Raw genomic sequence first — 19,335 nt, 5'->3', positions numbered from 1 at the left:
GTTCAGAGTCCTTTCTCTAAATGGATTCTTTGAATAGCCGCCCTTAATGAACCAACAAAGCCTGATGTGTTTGCATATCAGGCTTTGTTGTTTTGATGCTTTTTTAATTTCCGAAGACCCTTTATTTCAAAGAGAACTCGCGGCTTTGAAGCATTGAAAACCATCCAATCAATGGCGCATATTTTTTAAAAATAAAAACTTTCACACATTATCTACACATTTTTTACGTTTTCCTATTCCCTTTAAGCCTTAGTCTGAAAGGCTTTCACGCCATTATGTATATTTTGTATTCATTACACGCATAGGCCATATCATTATTTCGATTGGTCATTTAATGAGGCTTGAGTAATCTTCAATGACGCTATTTATTAATGACTTTGTTTATTCAAGGTGATTTTAATGGCTAAAGGGGGCTCAAGGACGAGACAAAACAACACTGTTTAGACACACGTTTAAACAGTGTTCGTTTTCACGAAGCGCTCTAACATTATCGCTTGGCCCTCTATAAGAAATCACAAAAGTAACGAATACCTTGAATCGACTTCCACGTGCTTTGCACGCTTATAATTATGCTAATGGAGAGTTACACAATGAAAAAAGGGTTAACAGCATTATCGCTTGCACTCATCACCGCCGGAGCAATCAGCACAACATCTGTTCAGGCTGCCACCACATTAGTCTACTGTTCAGAAGGTAGCCCTGAAGGCTTCAACGCCTCTCTTTACACTTCTGGTACAACTTTTGATGCCTCATCCAAAAACATGTTCAACCGTTTGTTGGAATTCAAATTAGGCACAACGGAAACAGAACCCGGTCTGGCTGAAAACTACGACGTATCAAGCGATGGTCTTGAATACACTTTCCATTTGCGTAAAGGCGTTAAGTTCCATTCAACTAAAGATTTCAAACCAACACGTGATTTTAACGCAGACGATGTAATTTTCTCGTTTGATCGTCAAGGTAATAAAAACAACCCTTACCACATGGTCTCTGGCGGCTCTTATGAGTACTACACAGCTATGGGTATGGACACGCTAGTCAAAGAAATCGTAAAAATCGATGACTACACGGTTAAATTTGTTCTGAACCAACCAGAAGCGCCTTTTGTTGCCAACATGGCAATGGATTTCGCGTCTATCTTTTCTAAAGAACAAGCCGATGCTTTAATGAAAGCTGGCACACCTGAAAAACTAGACAGCGATCCAGTTGGCACAGGCCCTTTCCAAAAAGTTCAGTATCGTAAAGACTCTTTGATTCGCTACACAGCGTTTGAAGATTACTGGAAAGGCAAAGCGAAAATTGATCGTCTTGTTTTCTCTATCACACCAGATGCTTCTGTTCGTTATGCGAAACTAAAAGCAGGCGAATGTGATGTTATGCCTTATCCAAACCCTGCTGATCTTAAGCAAATGGCAGCGGATCCAAACATCAACCTACTAAGCCAAGAAGGTTTGAACGTTGGTTACTTAGCGTTTAACACTCAGAAAAAACCATTTGATGATGTTCGAGTTCGCCAAGCATTGAGCCTTGCAACAGATAAGAGCGCAATCATTGATACGGTTTTCCAAGGCGCTGGTAAAGAAGCTAAGAACCCAATTCCACCAACAATGTGGTCTTACAACAACGACGTTGTTGATTATCCATATGACCCTGTAAAAGCGAAAAAACTGTTAGCTGAAGCCGGTTATCCAGATGGTTTTACTACCAACATTTGGGCCATGCCTGTTCAACGTCCATACAATCCAAATGCACGTCGTATGGCGGAAGTTATGCAAGAAGATTGGTCAAAAATTGGCGTAAAAGCAGAAATCGTTTCATATGAATGGGGTGAATACCTAGATCGCTCTAAGAAAGGTGAGCACGATACCGTTCTATTAGGTTGGACTGGTGATAATGGTGACCCGGATAACTTCCTATACGTATTACTTGGCTGTGAAGGCCTTGGTGGCTCTAACCGCGCGCAATGGTGTAACGAAGAATTCAACAACTTATTGCTAGGTGCAAAACTGACTGCCGATAAAGCAGAACGTACTAAGTTGTATGAAGAATCTCAGGTTGTCTTCAAACGTGAAGCACCTTGGATCACCATTGCTCACTCTGTCGTTTACGAACCAATTCGTAAAGAAGTAAAAGGCTATAAAGTAGATCCACTTGGTGGTCACTTCTTCTACAACGTTAGTAAATAAACAGCGTTTAGAAAATCGTCCTTAATTGGACAACTTATAAAATGCCTGCTCGCTGGGACGTGAGTAGGCATTTTGTTCATAGAGCGGATCTGATTAAACCCACACTTAATCAAATCGAACAAACTATTGAATACAGTACATATTTGCGCTCCTATAACATCGTAAGAGAATCAGTCCTTTATGTTTCAATTTATTTTTCGTCGTTTGAGTCTCGTTATTCCGACCTTTATCGGAATCACTTTATTGACCTTTACCCTTATTCGCTTAATTCCGGGTGACCCTATTGATGTCATGGCTGGCGAGCGTGGTGTAAGCCCTGAACGTCATGCTGAATTAAGCGCTCAATTAGGCTTTGATAAGCCGTTGTATATCCAATACTTTCGTTATGTGACGGGCGTTCTACAAGGCGACTTAGGCAACTCTCTTGTTACTAAAGAGTCAGTAATGAGTGAGTTCTTAACCTTATTCCCAGCGACAATAGAACTGGCCACATGCGCCGCTCTATTCGCCATTCTTATCGGTTTGCCCGCAGGCATTCTTGCAGCAGTAAAGCGCGGTACGGTTATTGACCATTCGGTGATGACGTTTTCTCTCACCGGTTATTCCATGCCCATCTTTTGGTGGGCTTTACTGCTCATGCTGGTGTTTTCCGTCAACCTTGGTTGGACGCCGGTCTCAGGGAGGATAGATGTCACCTACTGGATTGAAGATGTCACTGGTTTCATGCTGATTGACACGTTTTTATCTGACGAAGAAGGTGCATTTACCTCGGCAGTTTCTCACCTTATTTTACCAAGTATCGTTCTTGGAACGATTCCTATGGCGGTGATTGCCCGTATGACTCGTTCATCTATGCTAGAAGTATTGAACGAAGATTACATTCGTACAGCCCGTGCGAAAGGTATTGCGCCTTGGCGAGTTATTGTTATTCATGCTCTGCGTAATGCCTTGATTCCTGTTATCACAGTTATCGGTTTACAAGTCGGTATTTTACTATCTGGTGCGATTTTGACGGAGACTGTTTTTGCTTGGCCGGGGGTCGGTAAGTGGTTAATCGAATCCATTGGTCGGCGTGATTACCCTGTTGTACAAGGCGGTATCTTAATTGTTGCTTGTATCATCATCTTTGTGAATCTCTTGGTAGATATCACTTACGGCATAATTAACCCACGCATTCGACATAGCCGATAAGGAGACGTTTTATGACCATTCAAACTACAAATACGACAGAAACGTCAACAGATAATAACCTAGTGTCTGCGCCGATTCCTATGACGCCATTTCAAGAGTTTTGGCATTACTTCAGCAGTAACCGAGGGGCGCTTGGCGGCCTTATTGTTATCGCACTGATTTTCTTTATGGCGATTTTTGCCAACTTTGTTGCGCCACATTCTCCATCTGATCAATACCGCGATGCTTTGCTACTACCTCCAGCTTGGTTGGAAGGTGGAAACTGGTCTTTTGTATTGGGTACCGATGACGTTGGCCGCGATATTTTGTCACGTTTAATTTATGGCTCTCGCCTTTCTATTGCCGTTGGTATTGTGGCGGTAACGGCATCCTTGATCATGGGGATTTTACTTGGTCTTGTGGCTGGCTATTTCAAAGGCATGATAGACACAGCAATCATGCGAATTGTCGACATAATGTTAGCTATGCCGAGCTTATTGTTGGCAATTGCGATTGTCGCGATTTTAGGGCCAAGCATTGTTAATGCAGCGTTGGCGATTTCCATCGTGTCACTGCCTCATTACGTACGATTAACTCGTGCTGCGACCATGGCGGAAATGTCTCGTGATTATGTCACTTCTTCACAAGTCATTGGCGCAAGTCCTTTGCGTCTGATGTTTGTGTGTATTTTACCAAACTGTCTAGCACCTTTAATTGTGCAAGCAACGCTTGGCTTTTCAACGGCAATTCTTGATATGGCGGCACTGGGTTTTCTTGGTCTTGGTGCACAACCACCAACGCCAGAATGGGGTTCAATGCTGGCTAACGCTCTGCAATTTGTACAACGCGCATGGTGGGTTGTCACCTTCCCAGGTTTGATGATTCTGATCACCGTATTGGCGTTTAACCTCATGGGCGATGGCTTACGCGACGCTCTTGACCCTAAATTGAAACAGTAGGAGAGGTTACTATGTCATTACTCCAATTAGAAAATTTAAGCGTTACCTTCGGCAATTTTCGCGCCGTGGATAACATCAGTTATAAAGTCGAGGAAGGAGAAGTCCTTGGCATTGTTGGGGAATCTGGTTCAGGCAAAAGTGTCAGTTCTTTGTCTATCATGGGATTGATCGATTTCCCTGGTAAAGTCAGTGCGGACCGACTCACTTTTGATAACCAAGATCTACAAGCCATGCCAGAAAAGCAACGTCGTAAGCTAACAGGCTCCGATATTGCGATGATTTTCCAAGACCCAATGACCAGCTTGAACCCATGCTTTACCGTGGGTTACCAAATCATTGAAGCATTAAAAACGCACCAAGGTGGCAGTAAGAAAGAACTAAAAATGCGAGCGATTGAGTTACTGACTCAAGTCGGTATCCCTGCGCCTGAGTCACGTTTGGATAATTACCCTCATCAGCTTTCTGGTGGAATGAGCCAGCGTGTAATGATTGCCATGTCGATTGCGTGTAACCCACGTCTATTGATCGCTGATGAGCCAACAACGGCATTGGATGTAACTATCCAAGCGCAAATCATTGATCTATTGATTGACCTACAACGCCAAAAACAAATGGGCTTGGTGCTAATCACTCACGATTTAGCACTTGTGGCTGAAGTGGCTCATCGTGTCATTGTGATGTACGCAGGACAAATTGTTGAATCTGGCCCTGCATCAGAAGTCTTTAGCACACCAAGGCATCCGTATACTCAAGCACTACTTGCTTCGTTACCAGAATCAGCTGCAGGTAAAGCAAGATTAGAAGCCTTACCCGGCGTAGTTCCAGGTCAATATGATCGTCCACTTGGCTGCTTATTAAGTCCTCGCTGCCCGTATGCAACAGATCATTGTCGTAAAGTGGAGCCTGCGAACCAAGGTGATCTTGATCGCCAAGTAAAATGCCACACGCCATTGGACAGCGAAGGGAGACCAGCCGCATGAATCAATTCGATGACTCATTCGACACTACAGTCGATAATCAATTAATCTTAAAAGCGAATAACCTCAAACAGCATTACCACGTTAAACAAGGCATGTTTAAGCCAGATGCGGTTGTGAAAGCAGTAGACGGGATTAGCTTTAACCTTGAAAAAGGCAAAACCCTTGCTGTGGTGGGTGAATCTGGTTGTGGTAAATCGACTCTAGGCCGAATGCTCACTATGATAGAAACACCAACAGACGGCAGCTTGGCGCACCTAGGTGAAGACTTACTAACCTTAAATAAAGATGCTCAAAAGAAACTTCGTCAGAAGATTCAGATCATCTTTCAGAACCCTTATGGTTCATTGAATCCACGTAAGAAAATTGGCGCGATTTTGGAAGAGCCTCTGGTTATTAATACCACGTTGTCAAAAGCAGAACGCAAAGAAAAAGCCCTCGCTATTATGGCGAAAGTTGGACTGAAGACAGAACATTATGATCGCTATCCACATATGTTCTCTGGGGGCCAACGTCAGCGTATTGCCATTGCACGTGGTTTGATGCTCGATCCAAACGTCATCGTTGCTGATGAGCCTGTCTCAGCTCTCGACGTGTCTGTTCAGGCGCAAGTTTTGAACTTGATGATGGATTTGCAGGAAGAGTTTGGCTTGAGCTATGTGTTCATTTCTCATGACTTATCTGTGGTTGAACATATCGCCGACGACGTTATGGTGATGTATCTTGGCAAGGTGGTAGAGCAAGGTACTCGAAAACAACTGTTCGAGAATCCAAAGCACCCTTACACCTTAGCCTTGTTATCTAGTACACCTCAACTTTCACCAGAAAAACGCCGTATACGCATTAAGCTAGAAGGTGAATTACCATCTCCGCTGAATCCACCGTCTGGTTGCGCTTTCCATGGTCGTTGTAGCTACGCGAATGATCGCTGTAAAACTGAAACACCGTCCTTGAGATTAGACAATAAAGAAAGCCAAGAGCAAGGCCATTTGATTGCTTGTCACGCAGTAGAAGAGAATCGTATTAACTTAACGACTCAAGGTGCCGCTTAAACTCTGAGTAAATAAACAAGCAAGATGAATTAGTTTGATGAAAAACAGTCACCTCACAGTGATTTTTAGCGCCCGTAAGGGCGTTTTTTTTGCCTAACTATTGGCTGGGACTTCAGATTTATTGTTTCGATTAAAGTTGATTTTCTGAATTTAATAAAAAAGGTGAGATAAGTAAACCATTAAAGATGGTTAACTTTATCTCACCTTTTAAATAGAACTTTTAACTTTCTATTAATTAACTTTTAACTGATGTCTTTTTCTTCATATTAAAACGTATTGCGGTATAAACAGAGAACAATGTCAGTACCACGAAAAATAAAGCAATTGGTCTGTCATATAAAAAAGACCATGAGCCTTCATATAATAAAAGTGATTTTCTTAAATTCGTTTCAGCCATCGGACCAAGAATCATTGCAATTAATATCGGAGACAAAGGTACACGGAATTTTATTAAGGTAAACCCTAATAGTCCGAAGAAGATTGCCACACCAATATCAAACATTGAATTATTGATAGCGTAAGCACCAATGATTGATAAAAACATAATTACTGGGATCATTAATAGTCTAGGGATCTCAATAATCTTACAGAAGAATCGAATACCAACAAGACCAACAATCAGCATAATTATATTGCCGACCAACATTGAGCTAAATATACCGTACACAATGTCTGGGCTGTAAGTAAATAATAAAGGCCCTGGGCTCAAGCCTTGAATAACTAACGCACCTAAAAGAACGGCAGCTACAGCATCACCAGGAACTCCCAACGTAAGAAGAGGAACCAATGCACCACCGGTTACGCCATTATTACCAGACTCAGCTGCACTCAAGCCTTTAATTGAACCATTACCAAATTCTTCAGGATTTTTTGATGCACGTTTTGCTTCGTTATAACAAACAAAAGAAGAAATATCTGCACCCGCTCCAGGAATACTTCCTATCATGGTTCCTATTACACCGCTTTTAACAGCCGTTGGGGTGATTTCTTTTAAATCCTTACGGCTTAGCATTTTTAAACTAAAACTACGCAATACTTGTTTCTTATCACTAATAACTGTTTCTAATTGAGTTAGCGCTTCAGACAATGCGAAAAGGCCGATTAATACCGGGATGATACTGATGCCAGAATATAAATCTAATACGCCGAAGGTAAATCTTGGAACGCTATTAATAGGGTCTAGACCAACAGTCGATATCAAAAGCCCTATAGTACCTGCAAGTAATCCTTTCAAAAGATTACTACCAGAAATGCTTGATATAATCGTAAGACCAAAAAGCGCCAATGCAAAATATTCTGGTGCATTAAATCTTAATGCAAAGTTGGCTAAGATCGGAGCAAAGGCGATTAATAAAATAGTACTTATTATTCCGCCAGTAAATGAAGAGATTGCAGAGATGCTTAATGCTCTTGCAGCTTGGCCATTCTTAGTTAATGTATAGCCATCTAAAACACTCGCTGCCGAAGCAGGTGTCCCGGGAGTATTTAATAATATGGCAGCAATAGAACCACCGTATATCCCACCAATATACACACCGATTAACATAACAAGAGCTGGTGTTGATTCCATACCGAAGGTAAATGGAAGCAATATAGCGACACCCATTGTTGCCGTTAATCCAGGCATGGCGCCTAATATAATACCGCCAACAACCCCGAATAATAAAACAGGAAACACCTCAAAGCTTAAAGCAGTTAATAATCCATTAAATAAATGTTCAATCATGAATTTAACTCCGTAATAAGACCTTCAGGTAGCGCAACGTAAAAAACATTAGCAAATACGTAATAAACAACCAAAGTAAAAACCAAAGCCGTAACGTAATACCAAATATTTTTACTTCTAAAAAATAACAAATAAATGATAAACGCTAATAGCGTCGAAACAAGATAACCGCATATGTAAATTAAAACGGCATACCCTATAAGAAATAACGCACCAAATAACGAATATTTATTAAACAAGGGTTTATTTTCTGCCTTGTCTTTTCTATTAATATATTCACCTACGATAATAAAAGAGCAAATTATTATTTGTATAATAGCGATCGCGCTGGGGAAAAACTTCGAACTAACACTCGAATCTTGATAACTTGGCGAAGGGAATTGACTTATAAAAAATAAAGCCACAATACTCATAAGAATAATGATTATCGGAAAAGCAAGGTTTTTACTATTCATGTCTAGAACCTAATTTAAAAAATCGCCTCTAATATATTAGAGGCGACTTTGATCACTATTGTTACTGTTAGTTAAGAAGAACACCTAATTTTTTAGTGTCTTCAGCGACAAACTCAGTGAACTCTTTTGCGTTCAAGTTATGAATCGTCATTGCACCATTTTCCATGAATTTCTTGAATTCAGGAGAAGCCATTGCAACATCAAATGCTTTGCCTAATGTTTCAATCACAGCATCTGGTGTATTTTTTGGTGCGCCGATACCACGCCAAGTACCTGTTGAAACATCGATACCTTGTTCTTTCAAAGTAGGTACGTTTGGTAAGAAAGCAATACGTTCTTCAGACATGATACCAAGCGCTTTCAATTGTCCTGCTTTAAGCTGAGAAATCGCTTCACCAGGTGTCACCATAGTGACGGCAGTATGATTACCTAGAACGGAAGGAATCGCTTCCGATGCACCATTGTAAGGGATCGCGTTAAGTTTGATGTTTTGGCTTTTTTCTAACGCCATTAAATAGAAGTTAGGCTTCGCAGTAGAAGCGAATTTAAGGCTGCCTTCTCGTTTACGGGCTTCTTCTACAAGGTCGTTGATGCTCTCAAAAGGGCTGTCTTTGCTAACAAGCACAACAGCAGGGTCTAGGTTCACCATGCGAATAAGTTTGAAGTCGTCTGCATCGTTTTGCATCAAGCCCAGTTGTGGCAAAGAGGCAATTTCACGTGTCACAACAGTCAGAGTGTAACCATCTGCACGTTGCTGTGCACCAAAGCTCATACCAACAGCACCAGAACCGCCAGTTCTGTTCATTACAATGATATTTTGGTCTAGAACATCTTTAGCAGAATTGGCAAGAGCACGACCTACGGAATCGGTTCCACCACCAGGACTAAAAGGAACAACTAGTCGAATAGTCTTAGAAGGGTAGTCAGCAGCAGAAACACCTGCAACGAAAGCGAAAGCCGCAACCATTAGCGTACTTTTTATAATTTTTTTCATACGATTCACCTTTTATTTTATTGTAATTTTATTTGTTCGATAGATCTTAAATCTTTGATTTAACTAGAAATTAATAACCTTAAAATAGATTATCAATACGAATACCTCAAGGTCTCAGCCACCAAACATTCGACATACATTAATATATAATTTTAACAATGCAATAGAAAAAAGCAAAATTCATAATTCAAGAACGCCATTCTCAAGCATAAAATTCATGGGTTTAGCGTTATTTTGACTCACTAACACCCCATTAACTGATCATAAAAAAACGTCATTCAAGCTATGTCAGATGACGTTTTTTAGTTTCAAATAATAATGTTTTAAGCGCGATAATGTTTCTGCAGGCCCATTAAAAAATTGCGTAGAATTTGATCTTTGCATTCGCAATAATGGCGATTGTCTGGCTTGCGAAAGAAAGAGCTCAGCTCATGCTTACTCAAGTTAAATTCTGCCAGAGACATGATGTCTAAAATTTCTTCTGCTTGCAGGTTTAATGCAATACGCAGCTTCATGAAAATAGCATTATTCGTTAAACGTTTTTCAGGTTCAGGTTGTGCGCCTTCACGTTTTCCACGCTTGGTATTGATGAAACCATTTAGAAAAGTCGCCATTTCAACATCGATCATTTCCACGTAACCCGTCTCTTCTTCTTTCTTCAACCAAGCCGTAACTTGTTCTTGCGCTATTGTTTCTTCAGCAGAAGCAAAAATGTCTACTATAGAGAGTTCTTTTAGATCAAAAGTGTAGCGAAGGCGGCGTAAAACATCGTTGTTATTCAAAATGGATTCCTAGTGTTAGGGTGTCAGCACCATCAACATAATGGGCTGTGAGATTCATAAGGCATGATTCTAACAGAGGAGCTCTTTGATTACTTTTTAATTCATCTATCAAATAAACCTAAAATAAAAAAACGCGCATCTCATAAAAAGTTGCGCGTTTAATTGGCACCATTTGATCCCATTAACGACTAGCGTTTTTTCGGCTGGCGACCATGGTAAATAGAATAACCTTTGTCTCTGAAAAGACGTGTGTGTGAACCAAGCGCAGCATCAAGAATAGGTGGATATCGTAAGAAGTCATTCGCCACAACAAACAATTCACCATTCAAAGTTAGATGCTGTTTCACTGTCATAAAGAAGCTTTCAGCAATGCTGTAATCTGTGTTCACACCTGTGTGAAATGGTGGATTTGTTACAACGTAATTAAATCGCCCTTTCACTTCATTCAAACCATTTGATGCAATCGTCGTCACAGCGTCACTGGCTTGATTGGCCGCAAAGGTCAACTCAGTGGCTTTTAAAGCCAATACACTGTCATCTAATGCAGTGATACGAGCGCCTGTTTTGTTGTACATCCAAAGCGCTATAATGCCGTCACCACAACCAAAATCCAGAATTCGAGCGCTGGCAACATCACTCATGAAGCGATGCTCGTTTAGCTGATCCAAAAACAGCCCTGTGCCTTTGTCTAATTTTCCGTGGCCAAACACGCCCGGAAGACTACACAAGGTAAAACTTTGCCCAGCAACCTCTTGTTGCCAAGTGACAATCCAATCTTCAAATACGAAAGGCTTCGCAGGACGGCGCTTATAGCCAGCATAAAGTAAACAATGCTTTGCTCCGTCAACTTTACCGACATCATCCAATCCCACCTCTAAACGTTTCGCAGAGGATTTCACACCACTTTTATTGTCGCCTACTAACCAAATCTGTCCACCTTCTTTTAAAAGAGGTAAAACGGACGCTAATAAATAATCTAATAACTCTTTTGCTTTAGGCTGATAAACAACGATGTAATCAAAATCACTGCCGTTTTCAGTTGTCCATTGTTCTGACAGGAATAATTTATCCTCTGCAAAACCAACACGCGATAACGCATCGTAAAACGTTTTAGATTGACACCAAGCATACACATCCGCTTTTCTACTGATATCCAAAGGATAAGTGTCTTCTGGGTTGGCAAATAAAATTTTGCCAGATAATTCGTCTTCGTTGCGTGCCAGCAACTGGCTCGTCGAGTTAAGGTTCATAAGTTACAGATAGCTCTTTTAAAGAAAGGGTGGTTACAGGCGCTAGCAATACATTTAAACGCCCTGTCGAAATATCAGGTTGCACTCTTGGGTAGCGCGGTGTTTGTCGGTCATTCAGTAAAGGTGATGTCCAGCCTTTGGTCAGCATCAGGAAGTCTTTCGTGAAAGCATCGCCGTGCTCTAAACAGCCAGACAGAATGACATCTAGATAGCTCAATACAATAGGGCTATTTGGACTTGGTTCTACAATGTTATCCGTATAGTAAACCCAATACGTCCCTTCTGGCAGCGGCTCTTCTTGATAAGGCATCAATTGCTCAGGTGCTATCATCGCACGATGATAGCCTCGTTCTCGCTCATCAAACAGTGGAAATTGTTCAAAAGGAACTTCGGCTAAAACACCATTACAATATTTCTCAGGCGCTTTAATGACTGCGACTGAGCTCATACCAAAACAATCAGACATCACCGACCAATGCCGTTCAAATCCATGAAGCTTAACCGGCCAAACATGGCCTGTTTCACCAGTTTTAGAACGACTCTCACTACTAATAAGGCTGCCGTAGCCAAGAATGAAATGTCGATTTGATGCGCTCACGGTAGCCTCCGAACAGGACTTGATAAAATGAATAATAAGAATGACACGCATGATAGCCTGTGACATTAAACAGTACTAGCTTAGCGTGAAATTGAACGCACGAAGACGTTATTCAGAGCACTTTTTTAGGACCTTTAAGGAGAAGCACCAAAGGCAATGCAGCCAATGTCACCCACATCATCAAACGGAAGTCCTGCAGATAGGCGAGCGTTCCCGCTTGACCATTTACAACGGCGTTCAACCCCGTTAAACCTTCTGTTGTTGTGATGTCATACGAACCCTGTTCTTGTGCCATCTGTATGGCAAGATTAAACGGCGTAATATAATCTGCAAACGCGGCATGATTGATCTGAGTTCGCTGAGCCAAATAGGTCGTCACAACAGAAATACCAATACTGCTGCCGATGTTTCTTAACAAACTAAACATCGCGGTGCCTTCATTACGATATTTTGGCTCTAATGTCGCAAAGCTAATAGTTGATAACGGGACAAAAATAAAGCCCAGACCAATACCTTGCACTATACCTGTCCAAATAATATTCCACGACGTCACTTCAGTGGTAAACAAGGTCATTTCCCACATAGAAAATGTAATTAATAACAGACCTAAAGTGATAAACAATCGAGCGTCGACTTTGTTGCTTAAACGCCCAACAATGATCATAGCTCCCATGGTGCCAAATCCTCTTGGCGCTAATATAGCGCCGATGTCTACCACTGGATAACCCATTAACACACTCATAAATGGCGGTAACAATGTCATCGATGCTAATAAAATAATGCCCACAATAAAAATGAAAATCATACCGATGCTAAAGTTTCGATCTCGAAACATTTTAGGATCAATAAAAGGGTGACTATGAGTGAACACATGAACCAAAAACATATAACCACAAACAACGGTTAATAACCCTTCAATAGCAATTTCTAAGCTATCAAACCAGTTTTGTGACTCGCCTCGGTCAAGCATCATTTGCAGGCAACCAATCGTTAGACCTAACAACACAAAACCAAACAAATCAAAACGGCGTTTTTTATCCAGCACTGTTTCTTCTAAGAAACCCGCCAGACCAAGCCATGCAATAATGCCAAACGGCACATTAATATAAAACACCCAACGCCAGCTGTAATACTCTGTCAGTAAGCCTCCTAGATAAGGACCTAAGATAGGGCCAACCATGACGCCAACGCCCCACATTGCCATCGCAGAACCATGCTTTTCTTTCGGGTACGTGTCCAAAAGCACTGACTGGGACAAAGGCACTAAGCTGGCACCAAACACCCCCTGCAACAAACGAAACAGCACTATTTGATCTAATGATTGCGCCATTCCGCATAGAACGGACGTCGCGGTAAAGCCAACAATAGACCACATAAATAAGCGTTTACGGCCTATTTTTGCAGCTAATATGCCCGTCAGTGGCATACAAATCGCCGCTGCCACAATATAAGAGGTCAGCACCCATGATATTTGATCTTGTGTCGTGCCCATCGCACCTTTCATATTAGGCAAAGCCACATTAGCAATCGTCGTGTCTAACGCTTGCATAATCGTCGCTAACATCACCGAGATAGTAATCATGACGCGATTCGTACTATTACCCGATTGTGAGACCTGCTGAGCTGTCATCGCTACCGCCTCACAAAACCATGCCGAATAAACGACGATGATGTTCTGTATCTATTTTTACCGTACTACTAAAACCTGTACGTAAAACTGGTGTATTTGAGTCTGTTTCTATCTGAATTTTCACCGACAAACGTTGCGTTATTTTGACCCAATTCCCTGTGGCATTTTCCGCAGGAATAACAGAAAACTCAGAGCCGGTCGCTGGACTGATGCTTTCTACTTTTCCTTTCAATACAATGCCAGGGTAAGCATCTACATCGATTTCTACTTCTTGTCCCGGCTTTACATTTGTTAAATCTTTTTCTGGAAAGTTCGCTTCTATCCATTGGAGACGATCAGAAACCAACACCATAGCAATTGCACCTGTTGTAATATATTCACCACCATGGGGGACTTTCGCGACAATGCCAGACGTCGGCGCTCTTACTTCTACATGACCAAGGTCAATACGTGTTTGATCCAATACGGCTTGAGCGGATTGATAACTAGGATGATCTTCCAATGGCGCACTTGGATCACCGCCCAATGCTTCTTGTAAACGAAACAGGTCTTTCTTCAAGGTCGCGACATTCAATTGACTCACTTCTGCTGCTTGTCGGGCTTGATCAAACTGAGTGTCTGAGATGTATTTTTGCTTGAGTAAATTCGCCTGACGCTTTTCTTCTCGTTGATTAAACGCATATTGATTTTCGGCCAACGCGATTTCTGACTTTTTCTCTTCATACGCGGCTTTCTGCTCTAGAATATTCAGTCTCACTTGGTATAACTGAGATTTCGCTTTCATTTCTGCTAGTTTAAAAGGCGTTGCGTCTATACTAAATAACAGTTGGCCTTCACGGACTTTTTCGTTCTCTTTTACAGAAACCGATTTGATCGCGCCTGACACTTCTGCATTAATTTTCGTAATGTCTGATTGTACATAGGCGTTATCTGTCTCAACATAGCGGCCCCCCATCATATAGACCACCATAGCGGTCAACACGACAGCCAATGGAATAACAATTAATAAAACACGACGTGTCGTCCGCTTTTCAACTTGTTTAGGAAGGGTTTGATTCGTTTCTTGTTCGCTCATGGCGAGTGTTCTCCAAGTATTTTCTGTCTAACGTCTGTCGTGTCGTTGTTAATCAGAAAAGTCCGATAATAAATTGGCTCGCATCATTTCTAAGGCAGAAATGGCCGCCGCCGCCTGCTCTTCTGTCAGGCCTTTTAACGCCTTTACTCGCACCTCTTGTATTATGACGTCTATGTCTTTTAAGCAAGGTGCAGCATGCTCGGTTAAATACAGTCCATACGCCCGACGATCTTTAGGGTCAGCACGACGCTCCACCAAATTGTCGAGTACCAGCTGATCAATCAAACGCGCTAAGGTAATGGGCTGAATGTCTAGCATCTCAGCCAATGTCACCTGTTTTATACCTTCACTACGAGCGACGTACACTAAAGCTCGCGCTTGCATCGGCGTCATAGGTAAAGGACTCTTTTGATATTCACGGCGCATCAAACGCACTATGTCTGTCATCAAAAAGCCAAGATTTGTCGTCTTCATATTGCCACCAAAATTAGTATCTTATGATTATTATATACATTACTTACTAGTTTCAATATACCAATAATAAACTGACGATTAGTTCCTCAATCGATATAAAATAAAACGTCCTTTTGTCAAAACAGATCCGGCTCGCTGGCAATGTACTTTTCAAACCAATGTATTTGGAACCTTTCTTTGTTGTCAGGCCGCGTTTGCACATATGGCCATTAGTGAAGGAGGGATGGGTGGTAGCATTGTGAATGTTTCATCACTTGCCGCAGTCAGCGGATCGCCTAATGAATACGTTGATTACGCCGCCAGTAAAGGTGCGATAGATACATTCTCGAAAGGCTTTGCTAAAGAAGTTGCAGATGACCGCATCCGCGTTAACGTCGTACGACCGGGATTTATCTATACGGATATGCACAAAGATGGTGGCGAAGTAGACAGAGTCAATCGACTGGCTCCGAGTATTCCAATGAAACGCAGAGGGCAACCAGAGGAAGTCGCCGAGGCGATTCTTTGGCTGCTCAGTAATAAAGCCAGCTATACATCAGGAACTTTTATCGATGTCGCTGGAGGACGATAGTCTTATGTTATTTAGTAATGGCGCAACTAAAAGAGCTAGCATTCAAATAATTACCACTTCGATAATGTGCATACGCAGGGTAAGGGCAAAGCGGACGAGTTAACCCCGCCATGCGAGATGTAATTTCTGGGTTATCCAACCTCGTCGAGGCAATCACTGCTTGTGGCTCTTTGTCTATTTCTACCCAATCAATCAAAGGTTGCAACATATTGAACTGATCTGCTGATGCGCCACCTTGTCCGTGAGGCATTCCAGGGATCCGATAAAATTTAACAAACTCTTGTGCGCTACCACCTAAACCAAAATCTAAGAAGTCATACCAGCGAATTGTATCCTTTATTGAAAAAACAGGATCACTGTTTCCATGAAAGACCATCATTTTTCCACCATGTTGCTTGAACCCAGTTAACTTAGGCTTCACAGCATCAGGTGGCGTTATTACTGTCATTGCCGATTCTTTAATTCTTTCATCTGTTGCGTAGATTTTGGGCGCATCTTTATCAAAATCGAAAGACAACAAGTATTTTTCAAATGAGAATAAATCTCCCTTTATGTTTGCATAAGGCGTTGTGTAAATATGTGCCAATGAAGCCGCGCCCATAACAAGACCAACTGGCTTATTACTCCATGCAGAAATATCACTTTCAACTTTCCACATTCGCCAGTTATTAGAACGCATACCCGCATCATAAATCCAGCTAGTATACAGCGCTTGGTTTTTAGAATTATGCGGCCCTTTGTGCATTTGAATTAACGCGGCAACCTTAGTCAAAGGTAAACAATCGCGATCAAGATCGCTTTTACACACCAATGCTTTAGGTTCAAAAATGGTCTGACAAGCATCAGACGCAAAAATCATATCGTCATGGATGCCATCTAATGCATCACATTGGTTCAACATACGGCGTGTAAAAAAGTCAAGATCTCGCTTGGTTAAAGATTGGCTAATATCGTCGTTTACTCTATGTAACACTTGCACGTCCCAAGCATGTTGCAATGCGGCTTTAGGAGCGTTAAATCCAGGAGAACCAACGAGAAGGCCGTCAAACATGGTCGGAAAACGCGTTGCAGCAACCATGGCTAAACGACCACCATTTGATTGGCCAATACCATAAGAATACTTGATTGGAGATTGGTAATAACTTTCGACAAGTGAGCGCGCCACAGGGTTTAACTTTTGTACAGCACCATAAGCATAATCACGAAGAGCTTCAGTGTCATGAGCAAATGCGACACCACCTGCGAGACCGGCTTCTGGATAAGACTTTGCGTCATGGCCAGCATTACTAGAAACAACAGCGAAGCCTTGATTAATCGCATGCTGTGAAGATAAAAGCCCTGTTGCTGCACCCAATGCAGGTTTTACTACACCTCCGTTACCTTCATTAAATTGGTAAGCAAAACGACCTTGCCAATAGTTCGGTAAACGCAATTCGAATTTAATTGAGTAGAATTTTCCATCGACACCTAGACGTTGAGCCATAACACCTGACACCAAACAAAAAGCGCTTCTGACTTCTTTATTAGGCGCCTGCATAGCCACTTTGATATCTACATTTTTTGGGGCTTTTGTTAACAACGCTTGGCAACGGAGAGTATCAGCATAGGCTGTATTCGAGCCTAGGATAAAGCTAAAACTAGCAGCAACTATCGAGGTTAAAAGCGTTTTCATCAACATCGTCCTTTTTGAATTTGAGCGTCAAATTAAATTTAACCAACGGATAATCAAAATAGCGAATAATGAAGCAAATAGGAAGTTTTCAAGAAAAGGATGAATGGAAATAAATGTTATTGGATTTTTTTCAATGACTATATGCTGATTTCTTACTAGGTCTTCACCTTGCTCAAACTAGTACCTATCGTTATCATTGCTGGATTGTTTAGAGACCGTTCTACACTTCATAGTTCTAAGCTTCCTGCCTTTTAATTCAATCAGTTTGAGCCTTTATTATGTTTATAAAAAATAAGTCTTTCGTCATTAAGCTTCTTGGATGTGCTCTTATTCCAGTATTGACGCTTGCAATCGTTATGAATTTGCGTAGCTCACCTTCTTTTGAGGCCGTTTCAGGACAATCTTACGGATGGAAAAGTGAGAAATGGACGCTCGTTAATTATTTCGCAGAATGGTGTAAACCTTGTTTGGAAGAGCTTCCAGAGCTGAATGAACTTGCAGAAGCAGGGGAATTACGAGTATTTGGTATAAGTTATGACAGCTTATCAGATCAAGAAATTATCGATTTGATGAAACGTTATCAAATCCAATTCCCTGTACTAAAAACATCGTCTCTCGAAACACTGCCAATATCATTACCGGCCGTGTTACCGACAACTTATATCCTCTCTCCCGATGGAGAAATCGTTGACGTTTTACATGGAAAAGTGACAATAGAAGGGATCGAATCTTTATTAGAGAAACATCAAAATAAAAAGAGCTGAGAGAGCTTTCTAGAACAGTTACTGCTAAAAAAACTCCCCTAGAGCTATTATTGAGCGGCTTTTCTTGGGTCAATCACATCGAACTTAAAAGCTTGTGAACTACCATCATCATATTTCAACGTGATGGTCGCTTGCTCACCATGCTTCACTCGCTTTTTAAGACCAATCAACATAACGTGGTACCCATTTGGAGCAAAACGCAGGCTTTCTCCAGCATCCACATCAATGTACTTTTCATGACGCATTATCATTCGATCGCCGTCCATCTTGTGACTATGAAGCTCAGCAAAATCAGACACATCAGACTCTGCACCAATAATTCGCACATCTTCCTTTGTTACATTATCAACAAGCATATACGCCGCTGTATTATCGCTGCCTGGTATATTTGCTCTTACATTCGTTCGACTTATTTCTAATTGAGCTGAAAAAGCCAAGGGCGTCACGGCCATCAAAATCGTTGCTATCATTTTTTTCATAAGGCTACCCTTTAAATCCCACTATGGCGACGGGTCACTAAACATTCAGTGCCAGATTTGATACTGGTTAATGTCGCGTTTTTAGTAAAGCGCTCTTTATGTCGTAGAAAGAAGCTATCTTGGCTTAATTTACCTACGTATTCCCACTTCTTAAAAATTTGCTCGCGAACTTCTAAACAATTTTCAGGTGACGCAAAGACTTCTTGATATGACACTTCACATTCACCATTAACCATAGGGAACGCATTAAATTGTACTTGCGCATCATCATCTTTATAAGAAATAACACCAACAACGGTAAATGGGTATTTATCAGCGTGTAGTTTAGGCTGATCCACATGCAATCGATGAACATTTTCTCCAATAAGCTCATCGGCAATCGCAATTAAAGGAAGCTTACACTGTTGAATATCATGCTCTTCTACTATCACAGACATAGACGTCTCAGCATGAGCATGTAGAGGAAGAAGCACCGTTGGAACAATGGTAAATACAAAAAACAAATGACGAACAAGATACAT

The 19,335-nt window shown here is 41.4% G+C and carries 19 protein-coding genes; 7 read left to right on the top strand and 12 right to left on the bottom strand.

Annotation, left to right across the window (positions count from 1 at the left end; all coding sequences use genetic code 11):
* Positions 1–590: 590 nt before the first annotated feature.
* The 5 genes from MUS1_RS01105 (at position 591) to MUS1_RS01085 (ending at position 6,344) form a co-directional block, all read left to right on the top strand.
* The gene (locus MUS1_RS01105) at positions 591–2,186 is read left to right on the top strand and encodes an ABC transporter substrate-binding protein (protein WP_036157912.1); all 1,596 of its coding nucleotides are present in this window, start codon (positions 591–593) and stop codon (positions 2,184–2,186) included.
* 180 nt (positions 2,187–2,366) lie between these two features.
* Complete coding sequence (locus tag MUS1_RS01100) at positions 2,367–3,377, top strand: ABC transporter permease subunit (RefSeq protein WP_036157909.1); 1,011 nt, start codon at positions 2,367–2,369, stop codon at positions 3,375–3,377.
* 11 nt (positions 3,378–3,388) lie between these two features.
* Positions 3,389–4,315, top strand: a complete 927-nt coding sequence (gene dppC, locus MUS1_RS01095; RefSeq protein WP_051436032.1) for a dipeptide ABC transporter permease DppC — start codon at positions 3,389–3,391, stop codon at positions 4,313–4,315.
* Positions 4,316–4,326: 11 nt separating this feature from the next.
* Positions 4,327–5,295 (top strand): dipeptide ABC transporter ATP-binding protein, encoded by a 969-nt coding sequence (dppD, locus tag MUS1_RS01090; RefSeq protein WP_036157906.1) that lies wholly within the window; start codon positions 4,327–4,329, stop codon positions 5,293–5,295.
* Positions 5,292–6,344 carry a peptide ABC transporter ATP-binding protein gene (locus MUS1_RS01085; RefSeq protein ID WP_036157903.1) on the top strand — a complete coding sequence of 351 codons (1,053 nt, stop codon included), beginning with the start codon at positions 5,292–5,294 and terminating at the stop codon, positions 6,342–6,344. Before dppD ends, MUS1_RS01085 begins: the two co-directional genes overlap by 4 nt.
* Positions 6,345–6,579: 235 nt before the next feature.
* Here MUS1_RS01085 and MUS1_RS01080 read toward each other — a convergent pair whose 3' ends face one another.
* The 9 genes from MUS1_RS01080 to MUS1_RS01040 form a co-directional block, all read right to left on the bottom strand.
* Positions 6,580–8,070 (bottom strand): tripartite tricarboxylate transporter permease, encoded by a 1,491-nt coding sequence (locus tag MUS1_RS01080; RefSeq protein ID WP_036157899.1) that lies wholly within the window; start codon positions 8,068–8,070, stop codon positions 6,580–6,582.
* Positions 8,067–8,525 carry a tripartite tricarboxylate transporter TctB family protein gene (locus tag MUS1_RS01075; protein ID WP_036157896.1) on the bottom strand — a complete coding sequence of 153 codons (459 nt, stop codon included), beginning with the start codon at positions 8,523–8,525 and terminating at the stop codon, positions 8,067–8,069. The genes MUS1_RS01080 and MUS1_RS01075 overlap by 4 nt, the downstream gene beginning before the upstream one ends.
* Before the next feature lie 67 nt (positions 8,526–8,592).
* Positions 8,593–9,519, bottom strand: coding sequence for a tripartite tricarboxylate transporter substrate binding protein (locus MUS1_RS01070; protein WP_036157893.1), 927 nt, complete (start codon positions 9,517–9,519; stop codon positions 8,593–8,595).
* Between the two features lie 323 nt (positions 9,520–9,842).
* Complete coding sequence (locus tag MUS1_RS01065) at positions 9,843–10,301, bottom strand: YehS family protein (RefSeq protein ID WP_036157890.1); 459 nt, start codon at positions 10,299–10,301, stop codon at positions 9,843–9,845.
* Between the two features lie 188 nt (positions 10,302–10,489).
* Complete coding sequence (locus MUS1_RS01060; RefSeq protein WP_036157886.1) at positions 10,490–11,551, bottom strand: class I SAM-dependent methyltransferase; 1,062 nt, start codon at positions 11,549–11,551, stop codon at positions 10,490–10,492.
* Positions 11,541–12,149 (bottom strand): gamma-glutamylcyclotransferase family protein, encoded by a 609-nt coding sequence (locus tag MUS1_RS01055; RefSeq protein ID WP_036157883.1) that lies wholly within the window; start codon positions 12,147–12,149, stop codon positions 11,541–11,543. The genes MUS1_RS01060 and MUS1_RS01055 overlap by 11 nt, the downstream gene beginning before the upstream one ends.
* A gap of 112 nt (positions 12,150–12,261) precedes the next feature.
* Complete coding sequence (locus tag MUS1_RS01050; protein ID WP_036157881.1) at positions 12,262–13,779, bottom strand: DHA2 family efflux MFS transporter permease subunit; 1,518 nt, start codon at positions 13,777–13,779, stop codon at positions 12,262–12,264.
* Between the two features lie 10 nt (positions 13,780–13,789).
* A complete protein-coding gene (locus MUS1_RS01045; protein WP_036157878.1) occupies positions 13,790–14,854 on the bottom strand; it encodes an HlyD family secretion protein in 1,065 nt (354 codons plus the stop codon).
* Positions 14,855–14,902: 48 nt separating this feature from the next.
* Positions 14,903–15,328, bottom strand: coding sequence for a MarR family winged helix-turn-helix transcriptional regulator (locus tag MUS1_RS01040; RefSeq protein ID WP_036157875.1), 426 nt, complete (start codon positions 15,326–15,328; stop codon positions 14,903–14,905).
* 100 nt (positions 15,329–15,428) lie between these two features.
* Between MUS1_RS01040 and MUS1_RS01035 the strand changes: the two genes are divergently transcribed.
* On the top strand, positions 15,429–15,899 hold the full coding sequence (locus MUS1_RS01035) for an SDR family oxidoreductase (RefSeq protein WP_084035510.1): 471 nt from the start codon (positions 15,429–15,431) through the stop codon (positions 15,897–15,899).
* Positions 15,900–15,906: 7 nt separating this feature from the next.
* On the opposite strand, the gene MUS1_RS01030 is transcribed toward MUS1_RS01035, so the two are convergent.
* Positions 15,907–17,571, bottom strand: coding sequence for a tannase/feruloyl esterase family alpha/beta hydrolase (locus MUS1_RS01030; protein WP_036157872.1), 1,665 nt, complete (start codon positions 17,569–17,571; stop codon positions 15,907–15,909).
* Between the two features lie 278 nt (positions 17,572–17,849).
* Between MUS1_RS01030 and MUS1_RS01025 the strand changes: the two genes are divergently transcribed.
* Positions 17,850–18,335: a TlpA family protein disulfide reductase gene (locus MUS1_RS01025; RefSeq protein ID WP_051436031.1), complete on the top strand. Its 486-nt coding sequence runs from the start codon at positions 17,850–17,852 to the stop codon at positions 18,333–18,335.
* Between the two features lie 47 nt (positions 18,336–18,382).
* Here MUS1_RS01025 and MUS1_RS01020 read toward each other — a convergent pair whose 3' ends face one another.
* On the bottom strand, positions 18,383–18,814 hold the full coding sequence (locus MUS1_RS01020) for a copper chaperone PCu(A)C (RefSeq protein WP_051436030.1): 432 nt from the start codon (positions 18,812–18,814) through the stop codon (positions 18,383–18,385).
* An 11-nt stretch (positions 18,815–18,825) separates the two neighbouring features.
* A complete protein-coding gene (locus MUS1_RS01015) occupies positions 18,826–19,335 on the bottom strand; it encodes a hypothetical protein (RefSeq protein WP_036157866.1) in 510 nt (169 codons plus the stop codon).

This window comes from Marinomonas ushuaiensis DSM 15871 (genome assembly GCF_000521805.1).
Lineage (GTDB): Bacteria > Pseudomonadota > Gammaproteobacteria > Pseudomonadales > Marinomonadaceae > Marinomonas > Marinomonas ushuaiensis.
Note: the sequence above shows the minus strand (reverse complement) of the source record. Positions and strands in the feature narration are given on the sequence as shown.